20 protein-coding genes are annotated in these 21,023 nt (G+C 55.2%); 11 read left to right on the forward strand and 9 right to left on the reverse strand.

Annotated elements, in window-relative coordinates:
* The first annotated feature begins 86 nt into the window (after window positions 1-86).
* A complete protein-coding gene (locus tag HHI26_RS02905) occupies window positions 87-1,070 on the forward strand; it encodes a nucleoside hydrolase (protein WP_171148562.1) in 984 nt (327 codons plus the stop codon).
* Between the two features lie 44 nt (window positions 1,071-1,114).
* Here HHI26_RS02905 and dcp read toward each other — a convergent pair whose 3' ends face one another.
* The 5 genes from dcp to guaD form a co-directional block, all read right to left on the reverse strand.
* A complete protein-coding gene (dcp, locus tag HHI26_RS02910; RefSeq protein WP_167864629.1) occupies window positions 1,115-3,259 on the reverse strand; it encodes a peptidyl-dipeptidase Dcp in 2,145 nt (714 codons plus the stop codon).
* A 64-nt stretch (window positions 3,260-3,323) separates the two neighbouring features.
* Complete coding sequence (xdhC, locus tag HHI26_RS02915; RefSeq protein WP_133845111.1) at window positions 3,324-4,097, reverse strand: xanthine dehydrogenase accessory protein XdhC; 774 nt, start codon at window positions 4,095-4,097, stop codon at window positions 3,324-3,326.
* Window positions 4,090-6,453: a xanthine dehydrogenase molybdopterin binding subunit gene (gene xdhB, locus HHI26_RS02920; RefSeq protein ID WP_133845112.1), complete on the reverse strand. Its 2,364-nt coding sequence runs from the start codon at window positions 6,451-6,453 to the stop codon at window positions 4,090-4,092. The genes xdhC and xdhB overlap by 8 nt, the downstream gene beginning before the upstream one ends.
* Window positions 6,443-7,885, reverse strand: coding sequence for a xanthine dehydrogenase small subunit (gene xdhA / locus HHI26_RS02925; RefSeq protein ID WP_171148563.1), 1,443 nt, complete (start codon window positions 7,883-7,885; stop codon window positions 6,443-6,445). The genes xdhB and xdhA overlap by 11 nt, the downstream gene beginning before the upstream one ends.
* Window positions 7,882-9,213 carry a guanine deaminase gene (gene guaD, locus HHI26_RS02930; RefSeq protein WP_171148564.1) on the reverse strand — a complete coding sequence of 444 codons (1,332 nt, stop codon included), beginning with the start codon at window positions 9,211-9,213 and terminating at the stop codon, window positions 7,882-7,884. Before guaD ends, xdhA begins: the two co-directional genes overlap by 4 nt.
* A 592-nt stretch (window positions 9,214-9,805) precedes the next feature.
* Here guaD and HHI26_RS02935 point away from each other — a divergent pair.
* The 4 genes from HHI26_RS02935 to ydfG all read left to right on the forward strand — a co-directional run bounded on the left by HHI26_RS02935 (window position 9,806) and on the right by ydfG (window position 12,438).
* Window positions 9,806-10,288, forward strand: a complete 483-nt coding sequence (locus HHI26_RS02935) for a type VI secretion system tube protein Hcp (RefSeq protein ID WP_133845118.1) — start codon at window positions 9,806-9,808, stop codon at window positions 10,286-10,288.
* 114 nt (window positions 10,289-10,402) lie between these two features.
* The gene (locus tag HHI26_RS02940) at window positions 10,403-11,104 is read left to right on the forward strand and encodes a hypothetical protein (RefSeq protein WP_133845120.1); all 702 of its coding nucleotides are present in this window, start codon (window positions 10,403-10,405) and stop codon (window positions 11,102-11,104) included.
* Window positions 11,101-11,529 carry a hypothetical protein gene (locus tag HHI26_RS02945; RefSeq protein ID WP_171148565.1) on the forward strand — a complete coding sequence of 143 codons (429 nt, stop codon included), beginning with the start codon at window positions 11,101-11,103 and terminating at the stop codon, window positions 11,527-11,529. The genes HHI26_RS02940 and HHI26_RS02945 overlap by 4 nt, the downstream gene beginning before the upstream one ends.
* Window positions 11,530-11,691: 162 nt before the next feature.
* Complete coding sequence (gene ydfG / locus HHI26_RS02950; protein WP_133845124.1) at window positions 11,692-12,438, forward strand: bifunctional NADP-dependent 3-hydroxy acid dehydrogenase/3-hydroxypropionate dehydrogenase YdfG; 747 nt, start codon at window positions 11,692-11,694, stop codon at window positions 12,436-12,438.
* Between the two features lie 22 nt (window positions 12,439-12,460).
* Here the strand turns inward: ydfG and HHI26_RS02955 are convergent, their stop codons facing one another.
* Window positions 12,461-12,787 (reverse strand): YnfA family protein, encoded by a 327-nt coding sequence (locus tag HHI26_RS02955; protein WP_171148566.1) that lies wholly within the window; start codon window positions 12,785-12,787, stop codon window positions 12,461-12,463.
* A 132-nt stretch (window positions 12,788-12,919) separates the two neighbouring features.
* Between HHI26_RS02955 and HHI26_RS02960 the strand changes: the two genes are divergently transcribed.
* Complete coding sequence (locus HHI26_RS02960) at window positions 12,920-13,267, forward strand: DUF1283 family protein (protein ID WP_133845451.1); 348 nt, start codon at window positions 12,920-12,922, stop codon at window positions 13,265-13,267.
* 53 nt (window positions 13,268-13,320) lie between these two features.
* Window positions 13,321-13,617 (forward strand): DUF1161 domain-containing protein, encoded by a 297-nt coding sequence (locus HHI26_RS02965; protein ID WP_133845453.1) that lies wholly within the window; start codon window positions 13,321-13,323, stop codon window positions 13,615-13,617.
* Window positions 13,618-13,659: 42 nt separating this feature from the next.
* On the opposite strand, the gene HHI26_RS02970 is transcribed toward HHI26_RS02965, so the two are convergent.
* Entirely contained in the window at window positions 13,660-15,117 is a 1,458-nt protein-coding gene (locus HHI26_RS02970) for an MDR family MFS transporter (protein WP_133845128.1), read from the reverse strand.
* Window positions 15,118-15,429: 312 nt separating this feature from the next.
* On the opposite strand from HHI26_RS02970, the gene HHI26_RS02975 reads away from it, so the two are divergent.
* From HHI26_RS02975 to osmV, 4 genes are all read left to right on the forward strand, one after another.
* Window positions 15,430-16,143, forward strand: a complete 714-nt coding sequence (locus HHI26_RS02975) for an ABC transporter permease (RefSeq protein WP_133845130.1) — start codon at window positions 15,430-15,432, stop codon at window positions 16,141-16,143.
* An 80-nt stretch (window positions 16,144-16,223) separates the two neighbouring features.
* A complete protein-coding gene (locus HHI26_RS02980; RefSeq protein WP_227536378.1) occupies window positions 16,224-17,084 on the forward strand; it encodes a glycine betaine ABC transporter substrate-binding protein in 861 nt (286 codons plus the stop codon).
* Window positions 17,085-17,093: 9 nt separating this feature from the next.
* A complete protein-coding gene (gene osmW, locus HHI26_RS02985) occupies window positions 17,094-17,741 on the forward strand; it encodes an osmoprotectant ABC transporter permease OsmW (RefSeq protein WP_159337188.1) in 648 nt (215 codons plus the stop codon).
* Window positions 17,741-18,880, forward strand: a complete 1,140-nt coding sequence (osmV, locus tag HHI26_RS02990) for an osmoprotectant ABC transporter ATP-binding protein OsmV (protein WP_133845136.1) — start codon at window positions 17,741-17,743, stop codon at window positions 18,878-18,880. Before osmW ends, osmV begins: the two co-directional genes overlap by 1 nt.
* Before the next feature lie 41 nt (window positions 18,881-18,921).
* Here the strand turns inward: osmV and HHI26_RS02995 are convergent, their stop codons facing one another.
* Window positions 18,922-19,746, reverse strand: coding sequence for an arylamine N-acetyltransferase (locus HHI26_RS02995; protein WP_171148567.1), 825 nt, complete (start codon window positions 19,744-19,746; stop codon window positions 18,922-18,924).
* Between the two features lie 3 nt (window positions 19,747-19,749).
* On the reverse strand, window positions 19,750-21,015 hold the full coding sequence (locus HHI26_RS03000; protein WP_171148568.1) for an MFS transporter: 1,266 nt from the start codon (window positions 21,013-21,015) through the stop codon (window positions 19,750-19,752).
* Window positions 21,016-21,023 lie beyond the last annotated feature (8 nt).

Raw genomic sequence — 21,023 nt, forward strand, 5'->3', positions numbered from 1 at the left:
AGCCTGGCTGCCCTTTACTCCACGCCCTGTGACGATGCGCGCTATCGCGCAGGGCGTTGTTTTATGTGACATCCTCTGGAGAGATCATGTTCAAACCGTTATTGATGGTGCTGGCATTGTCGTTTTCTGCCCCGCTGCTGGCCACCACGCCCGGGCATCCACTGCCTTTCAAACCCGATGTGGCGAAACAGGTACGGGTGATTATCAGCAGCGACGCCAAAAATGAAGCGGATGATGACTTTGCCGTGGCACACGCCCTGCTGACACCGACCTTTGATGTGCGCGGGCTGATTGCTGCCCACTACCAACGCACGGCAACAATGATGAAGAAGTTTGACCCGACCGAACCGAAAAGCTATCAGGAGTTGCAGCATCTGACCTCGCTGATGCACGCCTCCACCCCGGTCTGGCACGGTGCACAGCATGAAATCAATCAACAGACCCAGCCGCTAAGTGAAGGTGCTGAGGGCATTATTCGGGAAGCGTTGAGCAACGACACACGCCCGCTGTTTGTGCTGGTGCTCGGCCCGGCCACCGATGTGGCGCTGGCCTTGCAGGCGCGGCCTGAGATTGCCAGTCGCTTAACCGTGGTATGGATTGGCGGCAATCCGTATCCAAAAGGCGGCTGGGAATACAACCTGTATAACGACCCGCAGGCCGGACGCATTCTGTTCGCATCAAAAGCCCCGCTGTGGCAGGTACCGCACAACGTTTATATGTCGATGCGTGTGTCACTGGCCGAGCTGGCCGTGAAAGTCAAACCGCAGGGGAAAACCGGGGAGTATCTCTGGCAGCAGATGCTGGAATTTAACGACTGGGCATCGGCTAATCTGAAAGGCATTCCCTGGCCAAAAAGTGAGGTCTGGGTGCTGGGCGACAACCCGGCGATTGCCCTGCTGCTGGACGATCACGAGTATCACTATACGATGGTGAAAGCACCGAAGCTGAATGATGATCTGACATACAGTATCGATGAAAGCCATCGCGAAATTCGTGTCTATAACGCAATTGATGCGCGCTTTGTGCTGGAAGATTTTTACGCCAAATTACAGCTGGCCTACGGTCAGTAAGCGTCAGGGGCAGGCCTTTACCGGCCTGCCCGTTTTAGATAACGTTATTTCAACCCACGGTGATGCAGCATCGGTTCAATGGCCGGTTCCTGTCCCCGCCAGTCATGATAGAGCTGCTTGAGGTCTTCACTGTTACCGCGCGACAGCACATTATCGCGAAAACGCTGACCATTTTCCCGCGTCAGCCCGCCGTGCTCTTCAAACCAGGCAAATCCATCATCGGCCAGCATTTCGGTCCACAGATAGGCGTAATAGCCGGCGGCATAACCATTGCCCCAGATATGCTGGAAATAACTGGAACGGTAGCGCGGCGGTACGGCAGCCAGATGGATATGTTCTTTCTCCAGCGCCGCCTGTTCAAAGCGATCGGCCTGTTGCAAGGGCTGCCCGTTACTCAGGCTGTGCCAGTGCAGGTCCAGCAGCGCGGCAGCCAGCAGTTCACTCATGTCATAACCTTTATTAAAGGTGCTGGCGCGCAGCATCTTTTCACGCAATGCCGCAGGCATCGGCTCCCCGCTCTGGTAATGACGGGCAAAGTGGTTAAAAACCTGAGTGTTGCTGGCCCAGTGCTCGTTAAACTGCGACGGGAACTCGACAAAATCTCGTGGCGTTTCGGTACCGGAGAGGCTCGGGTAGCGCTGTTCAGCAAACATGCCGTGCAGCGCATGGCCGAACTCGTGGAACATGGTGATCACATCATCCCATGACAACAGCGCAGGCTGCCCGACTACGGGCTTGCTGTAGTTAGCCACGTTGTAAATCACCGGTTTTGTCCCTAACAGCGTCGACTGCTCAACAAAATTGCCCATCCATGCGCCACCGCCCTTGTTGTCGCGTTTGAACCAGTCGGCGTAGAACAGCGCCAGCGAACTGCCGTCTTTATCCAGCACTTCATAGACTTTCACATCCGGGTGATAAACCGGGATATCCGGGCGCGGTTTAAAGGTGATGCCGTACAGCTGGGTGGCCGCATAAAATACGCCATTTTCCAGCACGTTGTTCAGTTCAAAATACGGTTTAATCTGCGTTTCATCGAGGTCGTATTTCGCACGACGGACCTGCTCGGCATAGAACTGCCAGTCCCAGGGGGCCAGAGTAAAGCCGCCTTTCTGCTGGTCAATGACTGCCTGAATATCGTCCGCTTCACGCTGCGCCCGCGCAGTGGCGGCCGGCACAATTTGACGCATAAAGTCAAAAGCCGCCTGCGGGGTTTTCGCCATCTGATCCTGTAATTTCCAGGCAGCGTAGCTGTCAAAACCCAGCAGTTTTGCCTGCTGTGCGCGCACCTGCGCCAGACGCACGATCACCTCGCGGGTATCATTGGCATCGCCTTTTTCGGCGCGCGTCCAGCTGGCGGTGAAAAGCGTCTCACGGGTAGCGCGATCCGTCAGGGTTTGCAGATCGGGCTGCTGTGTGGTGTTGTGCAGAGCCAGCAGCCACTGATGGTTTAATCCGCGCGCCCCTGCTGCTTCCGCCGCCGCCGCCTTTTCTGCATCACTCAGTCCTGCCAGTGCCTGCGCATCGTCAAATACCACGCCTCCCGCTTTGGTGGCGGCCAGCAGACGGTTGGTAAAGCGCGTACTGAGTGTGGCTGACTCCTGATTCAGAGCTTTCAGCGCCGTTTTGTCGCTCTCCGTCAGGCGTGCGCCCGCCAGCACATACGCCTGCCAGATGACCTCGACCAGGCGCAGTGACTCCGGGTCCAGCGCCAGTTGCTGCCGCTGCTGGTAAACCGCATCCAGCCGGGCAAACAGCTTACCGTTCAGCTTGATATCATCATCCAGTGCGGCCAGCGTCGGTGACATCTCCTCATCCAGTGCCTGAAGTTCATCGCTGGTGTTTCCCGAGGTCATGGCGCTGAACACATTGTTGACGCGTCGCAGGCGTTGCCCACTCTGTTCCAGTGCCTGGAAGGTATTTTCAAACGTCGGCGTGGCGGGATTATCTGCAATGCGTGCAATCTCATCGCGCTTTTCCGCTACCGCCGCTATCAGCGCCGGACGGTAGTCATCGATAGTGATACGGTCAAAAGGCGGTGCCTGGAAAGGCAGTGAACTGGCCTGACTGAAGGGGTTGTTGTGCTGCGACGACATGTGACGACTCTCCTTTTGCGGCTCTGCCGCCAGTGCGCTCTGTGCGCTGGCGGTCAGTGCCAGACTAATGGCCCAGACTAACGGTGCGATCCTCATTTCCTTGCTCCCATTCCCTTTGGCTGAACCTCCAGCATAATCGCCCGCGCGCCGTGGCGCAAAATCATTCCCGTCGTTGATAGCAGGCAATAATCTCCGCCGCCACGGCCACCGCGATTTCCGCAGGGAGTTTACCTTTCACATCCGGCAAGCCAATCGGGCAGCGCAGACGATTGAGCTGGTCACGGCTGAAGCCTTTGCCCTCCAGCCGATAGTCAAAGCGCTGGCGTTTGGTGTCTGAGCCGATCATGCCGAAATAAGCGACATCATCACGGCGGAGGATCGCTTCACAGAGTTCAAGATCGCGTGGATGATGATGGGTCATCACCACGTAGTAGCTGCCCGCAGGCATACGTTTTACCTGCTCTGTCGGGTCTTCAAGGCAGCAAACGGTGACGCCGGGTGGCACCTGGGTAAACTGTTCCGCCCGTTCATCCACCCAGTGAACGTGACAGGGTAACGTTGCCAGTAACGTCACCAGTGCCTGACCAACATGCCCGGCACCGAAGACCGCTATCTGCGGCTGCGCCTGGATCAGCGGTTCGAACAGCACGCTGCTGATGCCGCCACAGCACTGCCCAAGACGCGCCCCGAGGTTAAACTGCTCGTAGCGCGCCTGCGTCTGCCCGGCAAGCAGCATCTCGCGTGCAATGGCAACCGACTGAAACTCAAGATGGCCGCCGCCGATGGTCAGCCAGGTTTTATCGGCGGTCACCACCATTTTACTGCCGCGATCGCGTGGGACAGACCCTTTATCATCCAGTACCGTCAGCAGCACACAGGGCTCTGCACGATCGCGCAGGTTTGCCAGAACAGTAATCCAGTCATCGCTACGCATCTTCACCTCCTGAACGCTGTTTCTCCGCGCCCCAGAACACGCGCTCTGGCGTGGCGGGTGCATCCAGCAGCGGATGCTGGCGGTAGCCGCCCACGCTGGACACCGCATCCTGCAAGGCGCACCAGACGGCGATCCCCAGCATAAACGGCGGTTCTCCCACCGCTTTAGAATGGAACACGGTGTCCTGCGGATTTTTGCGATTTTCGACCAGCGTCACCCGCAGATCGTGCGGCACGTCGCCAATCGCAGGAATTTTGTAGCTGGCCGGGCCATCGGTCAGCAGACGACCTTTGTCGTTCCACACCAGCTCTTCGCTGGTCAGCCAGCCCATACCCTGTACGAAACCGCCCTCTACCTGACCGATATCAATGGCCGGGTTCAGCGAAGCCCCCACGTCATGCAGAATATCGGCACGCAGCAGGCGGTATTCCCCGGTCAGGCTGTCGATCAGCACTTCGGCACAGGCCGCGCCATAGGCAAAGTAATAAAACGGCTGCCCCCGCCCGGCCAGGCGGTTGTAGTGGATGCCCGGCACACGGTAGTAGCCGGTGGCAGAAAGCGGAACCTGATTCAGCCATGCCAGTTGGGCGACATCGGCAAAGGTAAAGTATTTATCGCCGACGTGAACAATGCCGTTGCTGAACGTTACCTGTTCTGCGCGACAGTCATGCAGCTTACACAGCATGCTGACCAGTCTTTCACGCAGGATTTCAGCCGCATTCTGCGCCGCCTTACCGTTAAGGTCTGTGCCGCTGGAGGCCGCCGTGGGCGAGGTGTTAGGCACTTTCCCGGTATCGGTAGCGGTGATCTGAATGCTGTTAATATCGATTTGCAGCACCTCAGCGACAATCTGCGCCACTTTGGTGTTCAGCCCCTGGCCCATTTCGGTGCCGCCATGATTCAACTGTACCGTACCATCGGTGTAAATCAGGATCAGTGCTCCCGCCTGGTTGAGAAAGCTGGAAGTAAAGGAGATGCCAAACTTCACGGGTGTCAGGGCCAGGCCGCGTTTCATCACCGGGCTGGCAGCATTAAAGGCGGTGATCTGCGCACGGCGTGCGGCATAGTCCGCGCTCTGTTCCAGCTGTGCGGTGATCTCATCCAGCAGATTATCCTCGACCGTCTGATAATAGTGGGTGACGTTGCGCGTCTGTTTGCCGTAGTAGTTACGTTTGCGCACCTCCAGCGGGTCAAGGCCCAGCTCACGGGCGATATGATCCATGATCTGCTCAATCGCCACCATGCCCTGCGGGCCGCCAAAACCGCGATAGGCGGTATTGGACGCGGTGTTCGTGCGGCAGCGGTAGCCGGTGATCAGCGCATCACCGAGATAGTAGGCGTTGTCGGCGTGGAACATGGCGCGATCGACGATCGAACCGGACAGATCCAGCGAGTAGCCGCAGTTCCCCGCCAGGTCGATCTTCACCCCGCTGAAACGCCCGTCATCCTCCACACCCACGTCATAACGCACGAAAAACGGATGCCGTTTTCCGGTCGTCAGCATATCGTCACGCCGCGACAGCCGCATTTTGGCAGGCCTCCCGCTCAGACGTGCCGCCAGCGCACAGAGGCAGGCGACGCCTGCTGCCTGCGTTTCTTTACCGCCGAAACCGCCTCCCATGCGGCGCATATCGATGGTCACTTTATTCATCGTCAGCCCCATCACCGATGCCACCAGCTTCTGCACTTCGGTGGGGTTCTGGGTAGAGGAGTAAACCTGCAACGCGCGATCTTCGCCCGGCACCACCAGCGCCACCTGGGTTTCCAGATAGAAATGCTCCTGACCGCCAATATGAAACTCGCCCTTCAGGCGATGGGGTGCCTTCTCCAGCGCTGCATCAGCATCCCCGCGCTGGTGAACATGCGGCTGCTGGACAAAACTGCCCTGCTCCAGCGCCTGCTTCACGTCCAGCAACGGGGTCAGCGGCTGATATTCAATCACCGCCAGCGCGGCCGCCTGACGCGCTGCCTGCTCACTTTCTGCGGCCACCACCAACACCATCTGCCCGACGTATTCCACAATCGCTTTCGCCATCAGCGGATCGCCCGGCTCCAGCGGACCAATATCCAGCTCACCGGGAACGTTTTCCCAGGTCAGCACCTGCACCACGCCGGGTACGCGGTAGCACGGTTCAACGTCGATGCTGAGAATACGCGCATGGGCATGTTCGCTAAGGCGCGGAGAGAGATGCAACATGCCCGGCAGTTCCAGACGGTCGTCAATGTAGAGGGCTTCTCCGGCGACATGCATCGCTGCGCTGTCATGTCGCGTGCTTTTACCCACGCCCCCCGCATTGTGCTGTTGAAACTGGCGGGCCAGCGCGTCCGGGCTTAACGCCGGGGGTTTATAAGACATAGTCTGATACCTCCGTCACGGTCAGTTCGCCACTCAGCGTGGCGTGATAACGCCGCAGCAGGTTTTTCGCCAGTTGCAGGCGATACGCAGCGCTGGCGCGGAAATCGCTCAGCGGCTGAAAATCCTGTTCCAGTGCACGACAGGCGCTTTCTACCGCGGTCGTCGTCAGCATTTGTCCCAGTAATTGTTGCTCACAGTGATGGGCACGGCGTGGTGTTTCGGCCATCCCGCCAAACGCGATGCGCACGCTGCTGATGCGGCCCGCGTCATCCGTCGCCAGCGTGAAGGCGGCAAACACAGCGGAAATATCATCCTCCCGCCGTTTAGACACTTTCCAGGCGCGGAAATGCTGCGCGATCATGGCCCGTGGTATCACCACAGCGCGGATAAATTCGCCCTCGCGCAGCGCCGTTTTACGGTAACTGAGGAAGAAGTCGTCTAACGGCAGACGACGCTGGCTGCCGCCCTGTTGCAAAATCAGCGATGCATCCAGCGCCAGCAACATAGGCGGCATATCGCCAATCGGAGAGGCGTTGCCAATATTCCCCCCCAGCGTGCCGAGGTTGCGGATCTGCTGCGAGGCAAAACGCGCCAGAATCTGCGTCAGCGCGGGGATACCCTCCTCCAGCCATTGCCAGCAGTCGCTCAGGGACGTCCCGGCGCCCAGCACCATCTCATCGTCACTGAGCGTGCAGTGCTTCAGCTCATCGATCTGATCAAGGGCGACCAACAGCGGTAACGCTTCGCCGCGCTGGGTCACCTGCAGCGCCAGGTCAGTTCCCCCGGCCAGCAGTTTCGCCTGCGGATGGGCTAGCAGCGCATCGGACAGCTGCTTCACTGTTTTCGGCAGCAGGCAGCGGTTGCCCCGGTGGTTAATTTCCTGCATCTCCGGGGTTTGCAGCGTCAGCAACTGCGCCACAGTCGCCGCTTCCTGCCGATCAAAGCTGTCCTGCTGTGCCAGCGCGCAGGCCTGGCGGGCGGCATCGACAATCGGACGGTAGCCGGTGCAGCGGCAAAGATTGCCGGCCAGCGCCTGTTCGATCTGCTGGTGATGACCGCCGCCATTTTTTTGCAGGGTGAAAATCGACATCACAAAGCCCGGCGTGCAGAAACCACACTGTGAAGCATGGCAGTCCACCATCGCCTGCTGTACGCCATGCAGGCCCTCCGGCTGGCGGAGATCTTCCACGCTGATCAGCTGTTTTCCCTGTAAATGGCTGACAAACGTCAGACAGCTGTTCACCGTCTGATAGCGCATTTTCCCTTGATCCACATGGCCCAGCGTGACGGTGCAGGCACCGCAATCCCCGGAGGCACACCCCTCTTTGGTGCCGCAACGCCGGTGGTTCTGGCGCAGGTAGTTCAGGATCGTGGTATTGGGGTCAAGGTCCTGCTCACTGACCAGGCGCTGGTTAAGTAAAAACTGGATCATGCGGCCTGCTCCTTCTCTTCACGCTGCCAGACGCAGCGACCATTGACCCAGGTGGCGGCGATATTGCGATCGTCACCCAGCGTCATCAGTACAAACAGTTTCTCCCAGATATCACGGCTGTTGGCGTGGCGCATCTGTTGCAGCGGGGAGACTGCCGGATCGAGGATCACAAAATCGGCCTCTTTACCCGGCATAAAGTTGCCAATGCGGTCATCGAGATCCAGCGCTTTCGCCCCGCCCAGCGTGGCATGGTAGAAGGCTTCACAGGCTGAAAGTGTATAGCGCTGGAGCTGCCCCACTTTGTAAGCTTCTCCCATTGTTTGCAGCATGTTAAAGGTCGTGCCCGCGCCGACATCCGTACCAATGCCCATCTTCACCCCTTTGTGCCAGCAGGTTTTCAGGTCAAACAGGCCGCTGCCCAGGAACAGATTGGAGGTCGGGCAGAATGCGACGGCGGAATCGGTGTGGTGGAGGCAGTCCCATTCGTGTCGGTCCAGATGCAGGCAGTGCGCAAACAGACTGCGCTTCCCGGTCAACTGATACTGGTGATACACATCCAGGTAGCCGTTATGCTGCGGGAAAAGTGTTTTTACCCAGGCGATCTCCTGCGGGTTTTCGCTGAGGTGCGTGTGTACCCAGGTATCCGGGAACTCATGACGCAGCTGCTGCACTTTCGCCAGCAGTTCGGGCGATGAGGTCGGGGCAAAGCGCGGTGTCAGGGCATAGCTCAGGCGCCCTTTATTATGCCAGCGCTCAATCAGTTCACGGGTCTGTTGGTAGCTCTGCTCCGGCGTCTCCATCAGCGCATCCGGACCATTACGGTCCATCATCACTTTGCCCGCAATCAGCCGCATTTCGAGGGCCGATGCCGCGGTAAACAGCGCATCCACCGACTGCGGATGGACGGTGCCAAACACCAGAGCAGTGGTGGTACCGTTACTCAGCAGCTGTTGCAGGAAAAATGCCGACATGCGTGCCGCATGCTGCGGACAGTGATACTGGCTTTCAACCGGGAACGTGTACTGATTTAGCCACTCCAGCAGCTGTTCACCAAATGCGCCGATCATTTCGGTTTGCGGGTAGTGGATATGCGTATCGATAAAACCCGGAACAATCAACCGACCACGGCAGTCCAGCAGATCCACCTCCGACGTCAGCCGGTGCTGCCCCTCTTCCCAGTCTGACAACCCGACGATAACGCCCTGATTGAGCAACAGCAGCCCGTCGGCAATATAGCGAGCGGCCTCCGGCAACTGCTGCGGATGGTCCACCGTGTGGGTGATATCAAAAAAACTGGCGCGGATAGCCTGGGTTGCATTCTGAGACATAACAATTCCTTTCATTAAGCGGCCTGCTCATGGTGCGTCATGGCGGGCTGGCAGATGAAAGCAATAATGCAAGAGTTATGCCATGAAAGAACTCCTGTTAATTAACATTAAAAAACAATTAGTTATATATTTTAATTGCGCGTTATCTTCTCTTTTTCGGAAAATGCCCACGCAATCGGTTGCCTGAAAAGCAACCGATTGCTTACCCAGCTTTTATCCGGTTTTACCTCATCATCCTGATGGCGTTGCACCGCGCTAACGCAGAATCTCCCGCCGTTGCGCGCTGACGGTGCAATATGCCTTGTGACAATTTTTATAGAAACACAGAGATATACCGGCCTGGACAAATAACAACAAAAGATAACCAAAAACATCTATATAATTTCATGGGCAGAAGAATTATTATATCAACCTGATATTAAAAACTAATTTTAAAAAAATAATAATAAAAAACACTTTCATTTATAAATTACTGGCTTTATTTAAGAAATATCCTTTGTGCTTTTAATATGTAATTCAATGTTTATGTCCACTTCCCATAATTCCCTTTTTAAGGTAATGTCCACATAATATATAACTAAGGGAGAACGATATGAGTACGGACATTTTCTTAAAAATTGATGGTGTCACAGGGGAGTCAAGAGATGCCCGCCATCAGGGATGGATACAGATAGAATCATTCAGCTGGGGTGCTACGCAACCATCTGGCATGGAAACAGGAAGCGGCGGAGGCTCCGGGAAAGTCATATATCGTGATTTAACGGTGAATGCGTTTATCGATAAAGCAACATCTGGTCTTGTGCGCTATGTATCGAATGGGAAACATATTAATTCGGTACAGCTTTCTTCATGTAAGGCTGGTGGCGAACAACTAGAATTTTTTAGGATAACACTAAAGCAGGTCATGGTAACGGATGTAATATTTAATGGTGCATCGGAACAGGATTTATTTGGCGTCACCTATTGCTTCAGAGCAGCAGAGGTCAGTAATCATTATTTTGAGCAAACACAGGAAGGTTCCCGTGGCGCTGAATTCTCGTCAGGATGGAATATCAAAGAAAACAGAGAGATATAACCCTGATTGTCAGATTTAACCAATGCCATCCCTGCTAAGCGTAAGCCTGGAGCCCAGACTTGCTATGCCGTAATAATTAAATTGTATTTTTTAACAGAAAGGGAATTTTGAGGAATGAGTACACGGAATGAAATCATTGATGGCTCACAAGCGGCAAGTGCCAGAGGTGGCCTGATCTACACGGAAGTGCTGGGCTGGATTGATCTTGGTCATGCGAGAGGAGATGACATCAGAATATTGATGAGCAAATTCGACGCTGGTGAAGCAATGAGTGCAAGTCGCTACGATGCCACCTATGCCCAGTCTATGGTATCTCCGTACCGGATAATTCGGGTAGGAAAGTTTATCAAATGGCGTATACGAAAGGGACGTCCTTATCAAGAACGCAAAAGCATCGCACTCGCTATGATGATGACAATGGCGCGAAAGTTTGAAGCATTTCAGGGTTCATTTCCTAACAATATGGTGACTGACAGTGGATTTAGTGGAGAAGACCTGGTGTCAGACTTGCTGGGCTTTTACCGTGTTGTTTCCGTTCAGAATCCTTTCGCAATGCTGCGTCCAGTCAGCAAAGCAGAGGCACTGAAAAGATGGGATTATTACGGAAAAATCGGTTCCTGGAAAAATGAAACCTTCCGACCATTATTATTCCCGAACCCAGAGCGATTCCCAAACGCTAAACCACGCTTAGGCCAGTTGCCTAATTTCATGCAGGCCATAAAACCCTACAATGACTGGAAATCAGGAAACGTTGCTATTGCAACCATGGATGGCTCTTTCATACAAGATGGCAAGAGGAAGGATTTAATTGTATGAAAAGCTCACTTAAAGCAACACTGTTCATTATCGTTGTGATAGCAGGCGTGTTTTTTTACTGCTGGCCAACGATAAAAATAGAGCTGGCGGGTAGCGCACACTACACTGAACAAGATAAGCGGGAATATGAATTTTACACCCCGGACATCCTGAAAAAAATACCAAGAATATCTGACCGCTATGAGTTTGATTTTTATAACGTGGCGGGTCCCGGATCACTTGTCTATTCGGTTACGTTTTACAATACAATTGATGCCAGTAGGGTTAACGCTTATCTGGCATCTCTTGGCTACACTAAGCAAAAGTTCTGTTCAGTGGAGGGATATTGCTGGAAAGGCAGTGATCCTGCTGAAACTGTCACTGTTAGTTCAGTTTCAAAAATTAATGTGGTGATGGTGCAAGTCGATAACTCACCACAGTTCTGATCATGCATAGAAGCAGCCAGGGGGTGCGTGAAATTTGTGCAGTTTTTATTGCCAGGGGGTGTTATCCATTCTTTCTCATTCATCATAACAATTCGCTTCTTATCACCTCGGCCATCAGATGGTAAGGTGATAAAAATCCAAAATGTGTTGAGGAACAGTGAGATGATCGTATTTGTTACCGGCGCCACCGCCGGTTTTGGTCAAAGCATTACCCGCCGCTTTATCGCCCAGGGCCATAAAGTCATTGCGACCGGTCGCCGTCAGGAGCGTCTCGACGCCCTACAACAGGAGTTTGGTGAGAGTATTTATACGCTGGTACTGGATGTGCGCGACCGCGCGGGCATTGATGCCGCCATCGCCAGCCTGCCTGCTGAGTGGCGCAACATTGATATTCTGGTCAACAACGCCGGGCTGGCGCTCGGTATTGAGCCTGCGCAGCGCGCCAGCCTGGAAGACTGGGAAGATATGATCGACACCAACAATAAAGGGCTGGTGTACATGACGCGCGCCCTGCTGCCCGCGATGGTAGAACGTAATGTTGGCCACATTATCAACATCGGTTCAATCGCCGGAAGCTGGCCTTATCCCGGTGGGAATGTTTACGGTGCCACCAAAGCCTTTGTACGCCAGTTCAGCTTCAACCTGCGTACCGACCTGCACGGCACGGCGTTACGCGTGACCGATATCGAACCCGGTCTGGTCGGCGGCACCGAGTTTTCCAACGTGCGTTTCAAAGGTGATGACACCCGTGCGGGCAGCGTGTACGACGGTACTGAACCGCTGACGCCGGAAGATGTGACCGAAGCCGTCTGGTGGGTTGCCACCCTGCCGAAGCATGTCAATATCAGCGCGCTGGAGATGATGCCGGTGGGTCAGAGCCAGGCGGGCCTGCGCGTGCACAAGGCGTAATCAACGCTGTTCGGGCCTGCCTTCAGGCCCGTCCCCATCCTGCTACGATAATCAACATTCCGCAGAACGCCACGGCGGCACCCACCCAGTCATAGGTGCTCAGTTTTACCCCATCGACAATACGCAACCACAACAGCGCCGTGACCACATAAACCCCGCCGTAAGCCGCGTAAACACGCCCGCTGGCTGCCGGATGCAGCGTGAGCAACCAAACGAACACCATCAGGCTGACGCCCGCAGGCAGCAACAGCCAGGCAGACGCATTTTTCTTCAGCCACAACCAGGGTAGGAAACAGCCGATGATTTCGGCTAATGCCGTGGCAAAAAATAGCAGTATCGTGGTCAGCACGTTTTCTTTTCTCTCTCAATGGTAAACGGCAGTGTCAGGCAGACTGGTGAGGGCCTGAAAGCTGGTGATATACTACATGACATGACCTGTTCAGTCGCCGTTGCCGTGGCTGCCCATATAAAGGAACCGATGATGAATACCCTGAAAAGCCGTCTGACAAAAGCCACTGTCCCACTGCTGCTGCTGACCGCGTTGTTTTCTGTTCAGCACAGCGCTCAGGCGCGTACTGACCGTCTGATTATTTCAGAAGGCGATAATGCCCTCACGACCGAGCAGGCACGCGAACAGAAAGAGCAGTGGGATGCGACCCGTAGCCTGCGTAACAAGGTGAACACCCGCGTGGAGAAAGAGTTTGATAAAACTGACCGTGCGTTTGATACCCGTGACGGTTGCGAACATAGCCTGAATGTGAATGCCTATTGGGAACCCAATACGCTGCGTTGCCTCGACCGTCGCACCGGCCGTCCGGTTGCGCCATAAGTGGATTTAACTGCTATAGTTAGCGGGATTTTCACACAGATAAGGATGAAATGATGAAAGGGTTTAAGTGGATGTTAACCGGGCTGATTGTTGCGATGCCACTCGCTGTTCAGGCGTCGTGCGAAACGGTCAAAGCCGATATTAATCAGAAAATCATTAACAATGGCGTGCCGGCTTCCGGTTTTACGCTTGATATTGTCCCTAACGACCAGGCCGATCAGGCTGCAGGACAGGTTGTCGGGCATTGCGAAAATGACACACAGAAAATTGTCTACAAACGCACGGGCAACGATGGTGACAGCAGTGTTCCCGCCAGTGCAGGCACCTCTCAGGATGCCCCTGCGCAGTAGTCTTCTTTAGGGCGATCCTTCCAGGGCCGCCCTGCCTTACCGCTAGTGTGGCTTCTCTGCCGGCACAAAGCGCGCAATCACCAGGCTCATTACCGCAATCACCGTCGATACCGCAAACACCCAGTGCAGCGAATGCGCAATTTCACTCAACATCACCTCCAGACTGGGGGCATCAATCTGCTGTCGCTGAGCGTGTGACATCACCTGCTGTACCGGATCATTATCGCCAGGCAAACGCAGCAGTAAATTGTAATTCAGTACCGCACCCATTAACGCTGTTCCCAGTGCCGATCCCAGCATACGGCTGAACATAATCGAGGCAGTGCAAATGCCCCGGATGGCAAAGTCGGCCGTGTTCTGTACCGCGATCAGGAAAGTGGTGCTGGTCATGCCCATGCCGGTGCCAATGACAAAAGCAAATAGCCCGGCGTGCCATACCGGGCTTTCCCGGTGCAGCGTCAGTAACAATGCGGTGCCGGCGATCAGCAAGGCGGAACCCAGCAGCGCGGTAAACCGGTACGAGGTACGCTGCATCAGACGCCCGCTGAGCGTACTGGCCAGCGGCCAGCCGATCGACATCATCGCCAGTGCGCTGCCCGCCTGAAGTGGCGTTCCGCCATTGACGCCCTGGATCCAGGTGGGCAGAAACGCACTGATCCCCATCATCGCCGCACCAATCAGCAGATTTCCCGCGTTACCCGCCAGCAGTGTGCGACTGCGCCAGATCGCCAGTGGAAACAGCGGTTCGCTGGCCCGACGCTCATGCCGCAGAAGCGCGGTACCCGCCAGCACGGCCAGGACCAGTAGTGCAACAACAAACAGGGTGCCAAGTGCTTCTGCCTGCAGCAGGGCCACCAGCAATGCACTGACGGTCAGCATCAGCCAGGCGCTGCCTGCCAGATTGAGCCGATGCGGGCTACGTTCCTTCGACTCAGGGAAAAACCGCGCCAGCAACAGCATCGACACAATGCCAATGGGGACATTGACCCAGAAGATCAACGCCCAGTTAAAGTGCTGCACCAGCCAGGCCCCGGTCAGCGGCCCGACAATCGCCGCGATACCCCACACGCTCGACAGCCAGCCCTGCACGCCCGCGCGCTCTTTCGGCGGATAGACATCGGCAATAATCGTCGAGGTCAGCGGCATAATCGCCCCGGCCCCCAGCCCCTGGAAGGCGCGGAACAGGATCAACCAGCCCATATTGGTGGCGAACCCACATAACACCGACCCGATGAGGAACAGCCCGGTGCCGATAAAAAACATCCGCTTTCTGCCCCAGAGATCTGCCAGACGACCGTAGATCGGCACGCTGACCGCCTGAGTGAGCAGATAGATTGAAAACACCCAGCCAAACTGAGAGAAGCCCCCCAGCTCGGCAATAATCGTTGGCATGGCGGTGGCAACAATCGTGACTTCAATGGCGGCCATAAACATCGCCAGCATTGAAGCGATAAGCACCCAGTGACGGTGTGTCACTTGTGTCGCAGTCTGTTCCGTCATATATCCCCTTTCTGTCGTACGTCCTGAAAGTGTGCATGATATTCCACACAACAGTTTTCGGATTGTGCTCTATGCCGTCTGTGACGGTGTCACTTAACATCGATGAATTTTTTTCATCGACGATTTTCCCAGCGCTATCAACGGCTGACGCCTGTTTTGCCGAAAAAGTATCCTGCTGATTTTCGGCCAGAAATTTGGCAAATCTGCCGTTACGCTGCTATAGCTTTGAAAGCAAGTTTACCGGGTAAAGTGATAATCGCCCACGAGATAAACACTTTTAATGCTTATTTGCCCCCCAGGGAGAACACTGATATGCCACATTCCACGCTGTTACGGCGTGCCTTACTGGCGACGCTGTTTGTCGCTGCGATCATCGCCCTGCTGGTCTGGGGGCTGGGGATTGAGACCATTAAGGCGAAACGCGTCGATCTGATCTACCTCGGGCAACAACACATGACGCTGGTGTTCTGGTCTATGCTGTTTGCCCTGTTAATCGGTATTCCCAGCGGTATCATTCTCAGCCGTCCCGGCGCCCGTCGCTGGGCCGAGTATGTGATGCAGATTTTTAACGTCGGTAATACGTTACCCCCGCTGGCGGTACTGGCGCTGGCAATGGTGGTGATCGGCATTGGCGATCGCCCGGCGATCATCGCGCTGTTCCTGGCCTCACTGCTGCCCATCGTGCGCAACACCTATTCCGGCTTGTGTTCAGTGCCGGACTCCCTGCTTGAGGCTGCCAATGGCATCGGCATGACCAAAGGTCAGCGCCTGCGTCAGGTGGAAATTCCGAACGCTATGCCGGTGATGCTGTCCGGCATCCGCGTGGCAATGGCCATCAACGTTGGCACCGCCCCACTGGCGTTTTTGATTGGGGCCAGTAGCTACGGCGAGCTGATTTTTCCCGGTATTTACCTCAATGATTTCCCGACGTTGATCCTGGGTGCTGCGGCAACTGCGCTGTTTGCCCTGATCCTCGATCTGTTGCTGGCCGGCCTTGGCCGTCTCCTCAGCCCACACACTGCCTGAAGAATAAGGAACGGATAATGGCTGATGCTACTGTACTGACCCGCTGGCTGCGTGCAGCCGCCCTCGCCCTTGCTGCCTCGATGACACTGAGCAGCATGGCAACGGCAGCCCCGATTGTGATGACCACCAAAAGCTTTACCGAGCAGCATATTTTGTCTGCGCTGACCACGCAGTATCTGCGCAAACAGGGCTTTGAGATCGAACCCAAAACCAATATCGCCACGGTAATTGGTCGTAATGCGATGATCAATAAGCAGGTTGATATGACCTGGGAATACACCGGGACCTCACTGATTATCTTCAACCATATCACGCAGCGGATGTCACCCGATGAGACCTGGCAGACGGTGAAAAAACTGGATGCGAAGCTGGGTCTGGTATGGCTTAACCCGGCACCGATGAACAATACCTATGCTTTTGCCATGTCGGCCAAACGGGCCGAAGCCGAGCATATTGAGACGATTTCACAGATGGTGGCGAAGCTGGAGCACGTGCGTCAAACCGACCCGGATAACAACTGGATGCTGGGACTGGATCTGGAATTCGCCGGGCGCTCAGATGGCCTGAAACCGTTGCAAAAAGCCTACAACATGCCGCTGGATCGTCCGCAGATCCGCCAGATGGATCCGGGGCTGCTGTATAACGCCATTCGCGACGGTTTTGTCGATGCCGGGCTGGTGTACACCACCGATGGCCGCGTAAAAGGCTTCGACCTGAAAGTACTGAAAGATGATAAAGGATTTTTCCCCAGCTACGCCGTAACGCCCGTGGTCACGGCAAAAGCGCTGAAGGACCATCCGGGTCTGGATGCCGCACTGAATAAGCTGTCGCCGTTAATCACCGATGAGGCGATTACTGAAATGAACAAACGTGTGGATATCGATCATCAGTCGCCGCAACAGGTGGCACATGATTTCCTGACATCCCATAACATGCTTTAAGGAGGCCTGGTGGAAACGATTCATTACATCATGGACAACAGCGGTTACCTGGCGAGCCTCACCTTCCAGCATCTGTGGCTGGTGGCGCTGGCTGTGGGTTTCGCTATCGTAATTGGCGTCCCCGTCGGTATTCTGATTGTGCGTTTTAAGTGGCTGGCCACCCCGGTACTCGGTCTGGCCACCATTGTACTGACCATTCCCTCTATCGCCCTGTTTGGTCTGATGATCCCACTGTTTTCGCTGATCGGTCAGGGTATTGGTGTGCTGCCCGCCGTCACGGCAGTGTTTCTCTACTCCCTGCTGCCGATTGTGCGCAACACCCACACTGCGCTGGAGAATCTGCCCGGCGGGCTGCGCGAGGCGGGACGAGGTATTGGCATGACCTTCTGGCAACGTCTGCGCTGGGTAGAAATTCCGATGGCGTTACCGGTGATTTTTGGCGGTATTCGTACCGCCGTTGTGATGAATGTTGGCGTGATGGCTATCGCGGCCGTGATTGGTGCTGGCGGTCTGGGCCTGCTGCTGCTGGATGGTATTAGCGGAAGTGACGTCCGCATGCTGGTCGCTGGCGCACTGATGATTTGTTTACTGGCCGTCGTTCTTGACTGGCTGCTGCACCGTTTGCAGGTCGCACTGACACCTAAGGGGATCCGATAATGATAAAACTGGAAAATCTCACCAAAACCTTCAAACAGAAAAATGGCTCCAGCGTGAATGCGGTGGACAATGTCAGCCTGAACGTCCCGGAGGGTGAAATGTGCGTGCTGCTCGGCCCTTCCGGCTGCGGCAAAACCACCACGCTGAAAATGATTAACCGTTTGATCCCTGCCAGCAGCGGTAAGATCCTGATCAACGGAGAAGACACCAGCGGGCTGGATACCGTGACGTTACGCCGTAATATTGGCTATGTCATTCAGCAGATTGGTCTGTTCCCGAATATGACCATTGAAGAGAATATTACCGTGGTGCCGCGGATGTTGGGCTGGGACAAGCAGCGTTGTAAAGAACGCGCCAGCGATTTGATGAGCATGATGGCGCTGGATGCGAAGAAATTCCTGCATCGTTATCCGCGTGAGATGTCCGGCGGACAGCAGCAGCGTATTGGCGTTATCCGTGCGCTGGCGGCGGATCCTCCGGTGCTGCTGATGGATGAACCCTTCGGTGCGGTCGACCCGATCAACCGTGAAGTGATTCAGAATGAGTTTCTGGATATGCAGCGTCAGTTGAAAAAAACCGTGATGCTGGTCAGTCATGATATTGATGAGGCGCTGAAGCTGGGTGACCGTATTGCCGTGTTTGGCCAGGGTAAAATCGTGCAGTGTGCCAGCCCGGACGAGCTGCTGGCGAAACCCGCCAATGAGTTTGTCGGCTCCTTTGTCGGCCAGGACCGCACGTTAAAACGTCTGCTTCTGGTGCAGGCCGGTGATGTGACCGACCAGCAACCGACCCTCACCGTGCGTAAATCCACGCCGCTGTCTGATGCATTCGGCATCATGGATGATAACGATCTGCGCTCGATTACCGTGGTGGACGAGGACGGTAAACCACTGGGCTTTGTGAAGCGCCGTGAGGCGCGTGGTGCCAGCGGTCAGTGTGCTGACCTGTTGCACCACTTTACGGTGACGGGACGGGCTGAAGAGAACCTGCGCGTGGTGCTGTCGAAACTGTACGAACACAATATGGTATGGATGCCGATTGTCGATGAAGAGGGTCGTTACAGCGGGGAGATTTCGCAGGATTATATTGCAGATTACCTCAGTTCAGGGCGCACGCGGCGGGTACTGAACCCGGCTTAACGAACAGAGAAAATGGGGGGTAAACGGTCCCCCCATTATACTCAATGTGTTTCGACAAGATTATCCGGGAGCATGACGGCGATCTCTTCAGCAATGCCAAATTGTTCTATCAGCAGCTTACGCTGTTCTTCATTTGAAAGCGTCATTTTGGTTTCAGTGCCGGTGGCATTTCTGACCACCTGTTCACCCTTCACAATGCCAATAATCGCCTCAGGCTCGGCGAGACGGATCAGCAGTGCGCCATCAAAGCGGCTGTTGTGCCTGCTCATCTCATGACGGCGCGGATACTCACTGGTCGGGGCATTTCGCTCAAGGAGGCGACAATCCAGTCGGGGGCGTCCCAACGGTTTCCAGTTGACGCACCAGTAACCGTCACTGCGATGCACCTGCGTCCCCCACAATGGATCGGTTGAGTACCACTCTCTGAGAGGAAGTGGCTCACCATGCAGCATGGTGGCATCGACAATAAAGCTGCCCTGTTCCAGGTTAATCAGCAAGGTACCGTGACCCGGAGAACCCGCAAGTGATGTCCGTTGAGAGAGCATGGTAGACAGGCCCACGGAGACCGGAAATTCAAGAAAACGCAGCAATGCATAAAGCGCACCATGCCCTGCCCAGCAGGTGCCGCCGGTACCTAATCTGAGCCAGTGATCAAAAAAATCCGTTGCCGTTGCGCCAGGCAAAGGGCGACGCTGTTCACTGCAGGCGTCGATGCGCTTGCGGATATTGTCAAAAGGCACTTTCCTGCACCACGCCTGATAAAGGGCAGCCAGTCCTGCTTCTGTCACCGCAGGAAAATAGCTGAAGGCGAGTTTTTCCAACACCTGTTCCGCCAGTGCCGGTGATATCGTCATCTGTTCAGACACGTTTTATCTCTTATCGGTTAAATCGGAGGCCAGATTATGACCCGTATTTTCGTCCGCGGTTTTACGCGCAGCCCATACATATAATGCCGTGCAGATCATCAGGCACCCGGCAATCAGAAAAGCACTGCGGATAGTCAGAAGCCCGGAAACTTTTCCCCAGGTCAGGCTGCCCAGCGTCAGCGCACCGTAAAAGCACATGCTGTACACCGACAACGCCCTCGCCCGGACGGATACGCCAAAGACAGACTGCGCCGCTGAGTTAAGCGTCGAGACAATCGCCGCCCATGAAAAACCTCCCACTACCGCCACTGGCACCAGCGCAACCATCGGTAAAGTAGCGGAAAACACCAGCAGAGAAATACCGTAAATCAGAGCAGCCCCTCCCAGAAGCTGGTGTCGCTCAAACACGCTTCTTAGCGTGGGCAATGCAAACGCTGAAATCACTGCGCCGCAGCCGAATCCGCTCATCAATAGTCCCAGCGCGTGGCTGTCTTCGTTTAATGCCAGACTGACATAGGCAGGTAACAAAGCCTGAAACGTTGAAACAGAAAAAAACACGATGACCGTCGTAAACAAAATACTGCGAAAATGTTGATTACCGGCACTCACCTTCATGCCTTCGGCCAGCAGGGCGCTATAGCCCTGTCGCTTTTGCGACACGGCCTGGTGGTCTCTTCGCTGCATCCAGATATAAATCATCACCAGAGATGCCAGACAAAGTGCATGAGTGAAATAGAGGATGGAAGGTCCCGCCAGCAGGAAAAGCAGAGAGCCCAGAGAAGGACCAATAACGGAGGCGAGGTTATAGCTCAATCCGTTCAGGGTTGCTGCAGCCTCTATTTCATCCGGCTCAACCATTGATGACATTGACGCTTGCCAGCCAGAGGCTTTCAAGGCGGTCCCCGTTGCCGTCAGAAAGGTGAACAGGAAAATGACGCTGATCTCCGGAGTGGCAAAAACAGATATCCCTCCCAGTACCGCTGCCGACAGGAACATCATGCTATTCACACCACCAAGATAGCGGTAGGTTGCATATCTGTCCGCCAGCACTCCCCCCATCACGGAAAAGAGAAAAACCGGAATTTGAGTCAGTGTCTGCGCCAGCGCCGCGACGGAAGGGTCCCGGGTTTGCGAGGCGACCAGCCAACCCGTGGCAAAAATCTGCATCCAGCTACCGATATTCGCCATAAAGTTCGCCACACACAGATGGCGAAAAGTCCGGTGTCGGAAAGGACGGAAAAGTGGCACTTTTTCCTTTCTTAAGGTCACGTCGCTTT

It is taken from the genome of Erwinia sp. JH02 (genome assembly GCF_013074405.1).
GTDB lineage: Bacteria > Pseudomonadota > Gammaproteobacteria > Enterobacterales > Enterobacteriaceae > Erwinia > Erwinia rhapontici.

What these genes read in the sequence shown, in the direction of transcription:
- HHI26_RS02905 (WP_171148562.1), top strand. Translation starts at nt 87, where the DNA reads ATGTTCAAACCGTTATTGATGGTGCTGGCATTGTCGTTTTCTGCCCCG.
- dcp (WP_167864629.1), bottom strand. Translation starts at nt 3,259, where the DNA reads ATGAGGATCGCACCGTTAGTCTGGGCCATTAGTCTGGCACTGACCGCC.
- xdhC (WP_133845111.1), bottom strand. Translation starts at nt 4,097, where the DNA reads ATGCGTAGCGATGACTGGATTACTGTTCTGGCAAACCTGCGCGATCGT.
- xdhB (WP_133845112.1), bottom strand. Translation starts at nt 6,453, where the DNA reads ATGTCTTATAAACCCCCGGCGTTAAGCCCGGACGCGCTGGCCCGCCAG.
- xdhA (WP_171148563.1), bottom strand. Translation starts at nt 7,885, where the DNA reads ATGATCCAGTTTTTACTTAACCAGCGCCTGGTCAGTGAGCAGGACCTT.
- guaD (WP_171148564.1), bottom strand. Translation starts at nt 9,213, where the DNA reads ATGTCTCAGAATGCAACCCAGGCTATCCGCGCCAGTTTTTTTGATATC.
- HHI26_RS02935 (WP_133845118.1), top strand. Translation starts at nt 9,806, where the DNA reads ATGAGTACGGACATTTTCTTAAAAATTGATGGTGTCACAGGGGAGTCA.
- HHI26_RS02940 (WP_133845120.1), top strand. Translation starts at nt 10,403, where the DNA reads ATGAGTACACGGAATGAAATCATTGATGGCTCACAAGCGGCAAGTGCC.
- HHI26_RS02945 (WP_171148565.1), top strand. Translation starts at nt 11,101, where the DNA reads ATGAAAAGCTCACTTAAAGCAACACTGTTCATTATCGTTGTGATAGCA.
- ydfG (WP_133845124.1), top strand. Translation starts at nt 11,692, where the DNA reads ATGATCGTATTTGTTACCGGCGCCACCGCCGGTTTTGGTCAAAGCATT.
- HHI26_RS02960 (WP_133845451.1), top strand. Translation starts at nt 12,920, where the DNA reads ATGAATACCCTGAAAAGCCGTCTGACAAAAGCCACTGTCCCACTGCTG.
- HHI26_RS02965 (WP_133845453.1), top strand. Translation starts at nt 13,321, where the DNA reads ATGAAAGGGTTTAAGTGGATGTTAACCGGGCTGATTGTTGCGATGCCA.
- HHI26_RS02970 (WP_133845128.1), bottom strand. Translation starts at nt 15,117, where the DNA reads ATGACGGAACAGACTGCGACACAAGTGACACACCGTCACTGGGTGCTT.
- HHI26_RS02975 (WP_133845130.1), top strand. Translation starts at nt 15,430, where the DNA reads ATGCCACATTCCACGCTGTTACGGCGTGCCTTACTGGCGACGCTGTTT.
- HHI26_RS02980 (WP_227536378.1), top strand. Translation starts at nt 16,224, where the DNA reads ATGACACTGAGCAGCATGGCAACGGCAGCCCCGATTGTGATGACCACC.
- osmV (WP_133845136.1), top strand. Translation starts at nt 17,741, where the DNA reads ATGATAAAACTGGAAAATCTCACCAAAACCTTCAAACAGAAAAATGGC.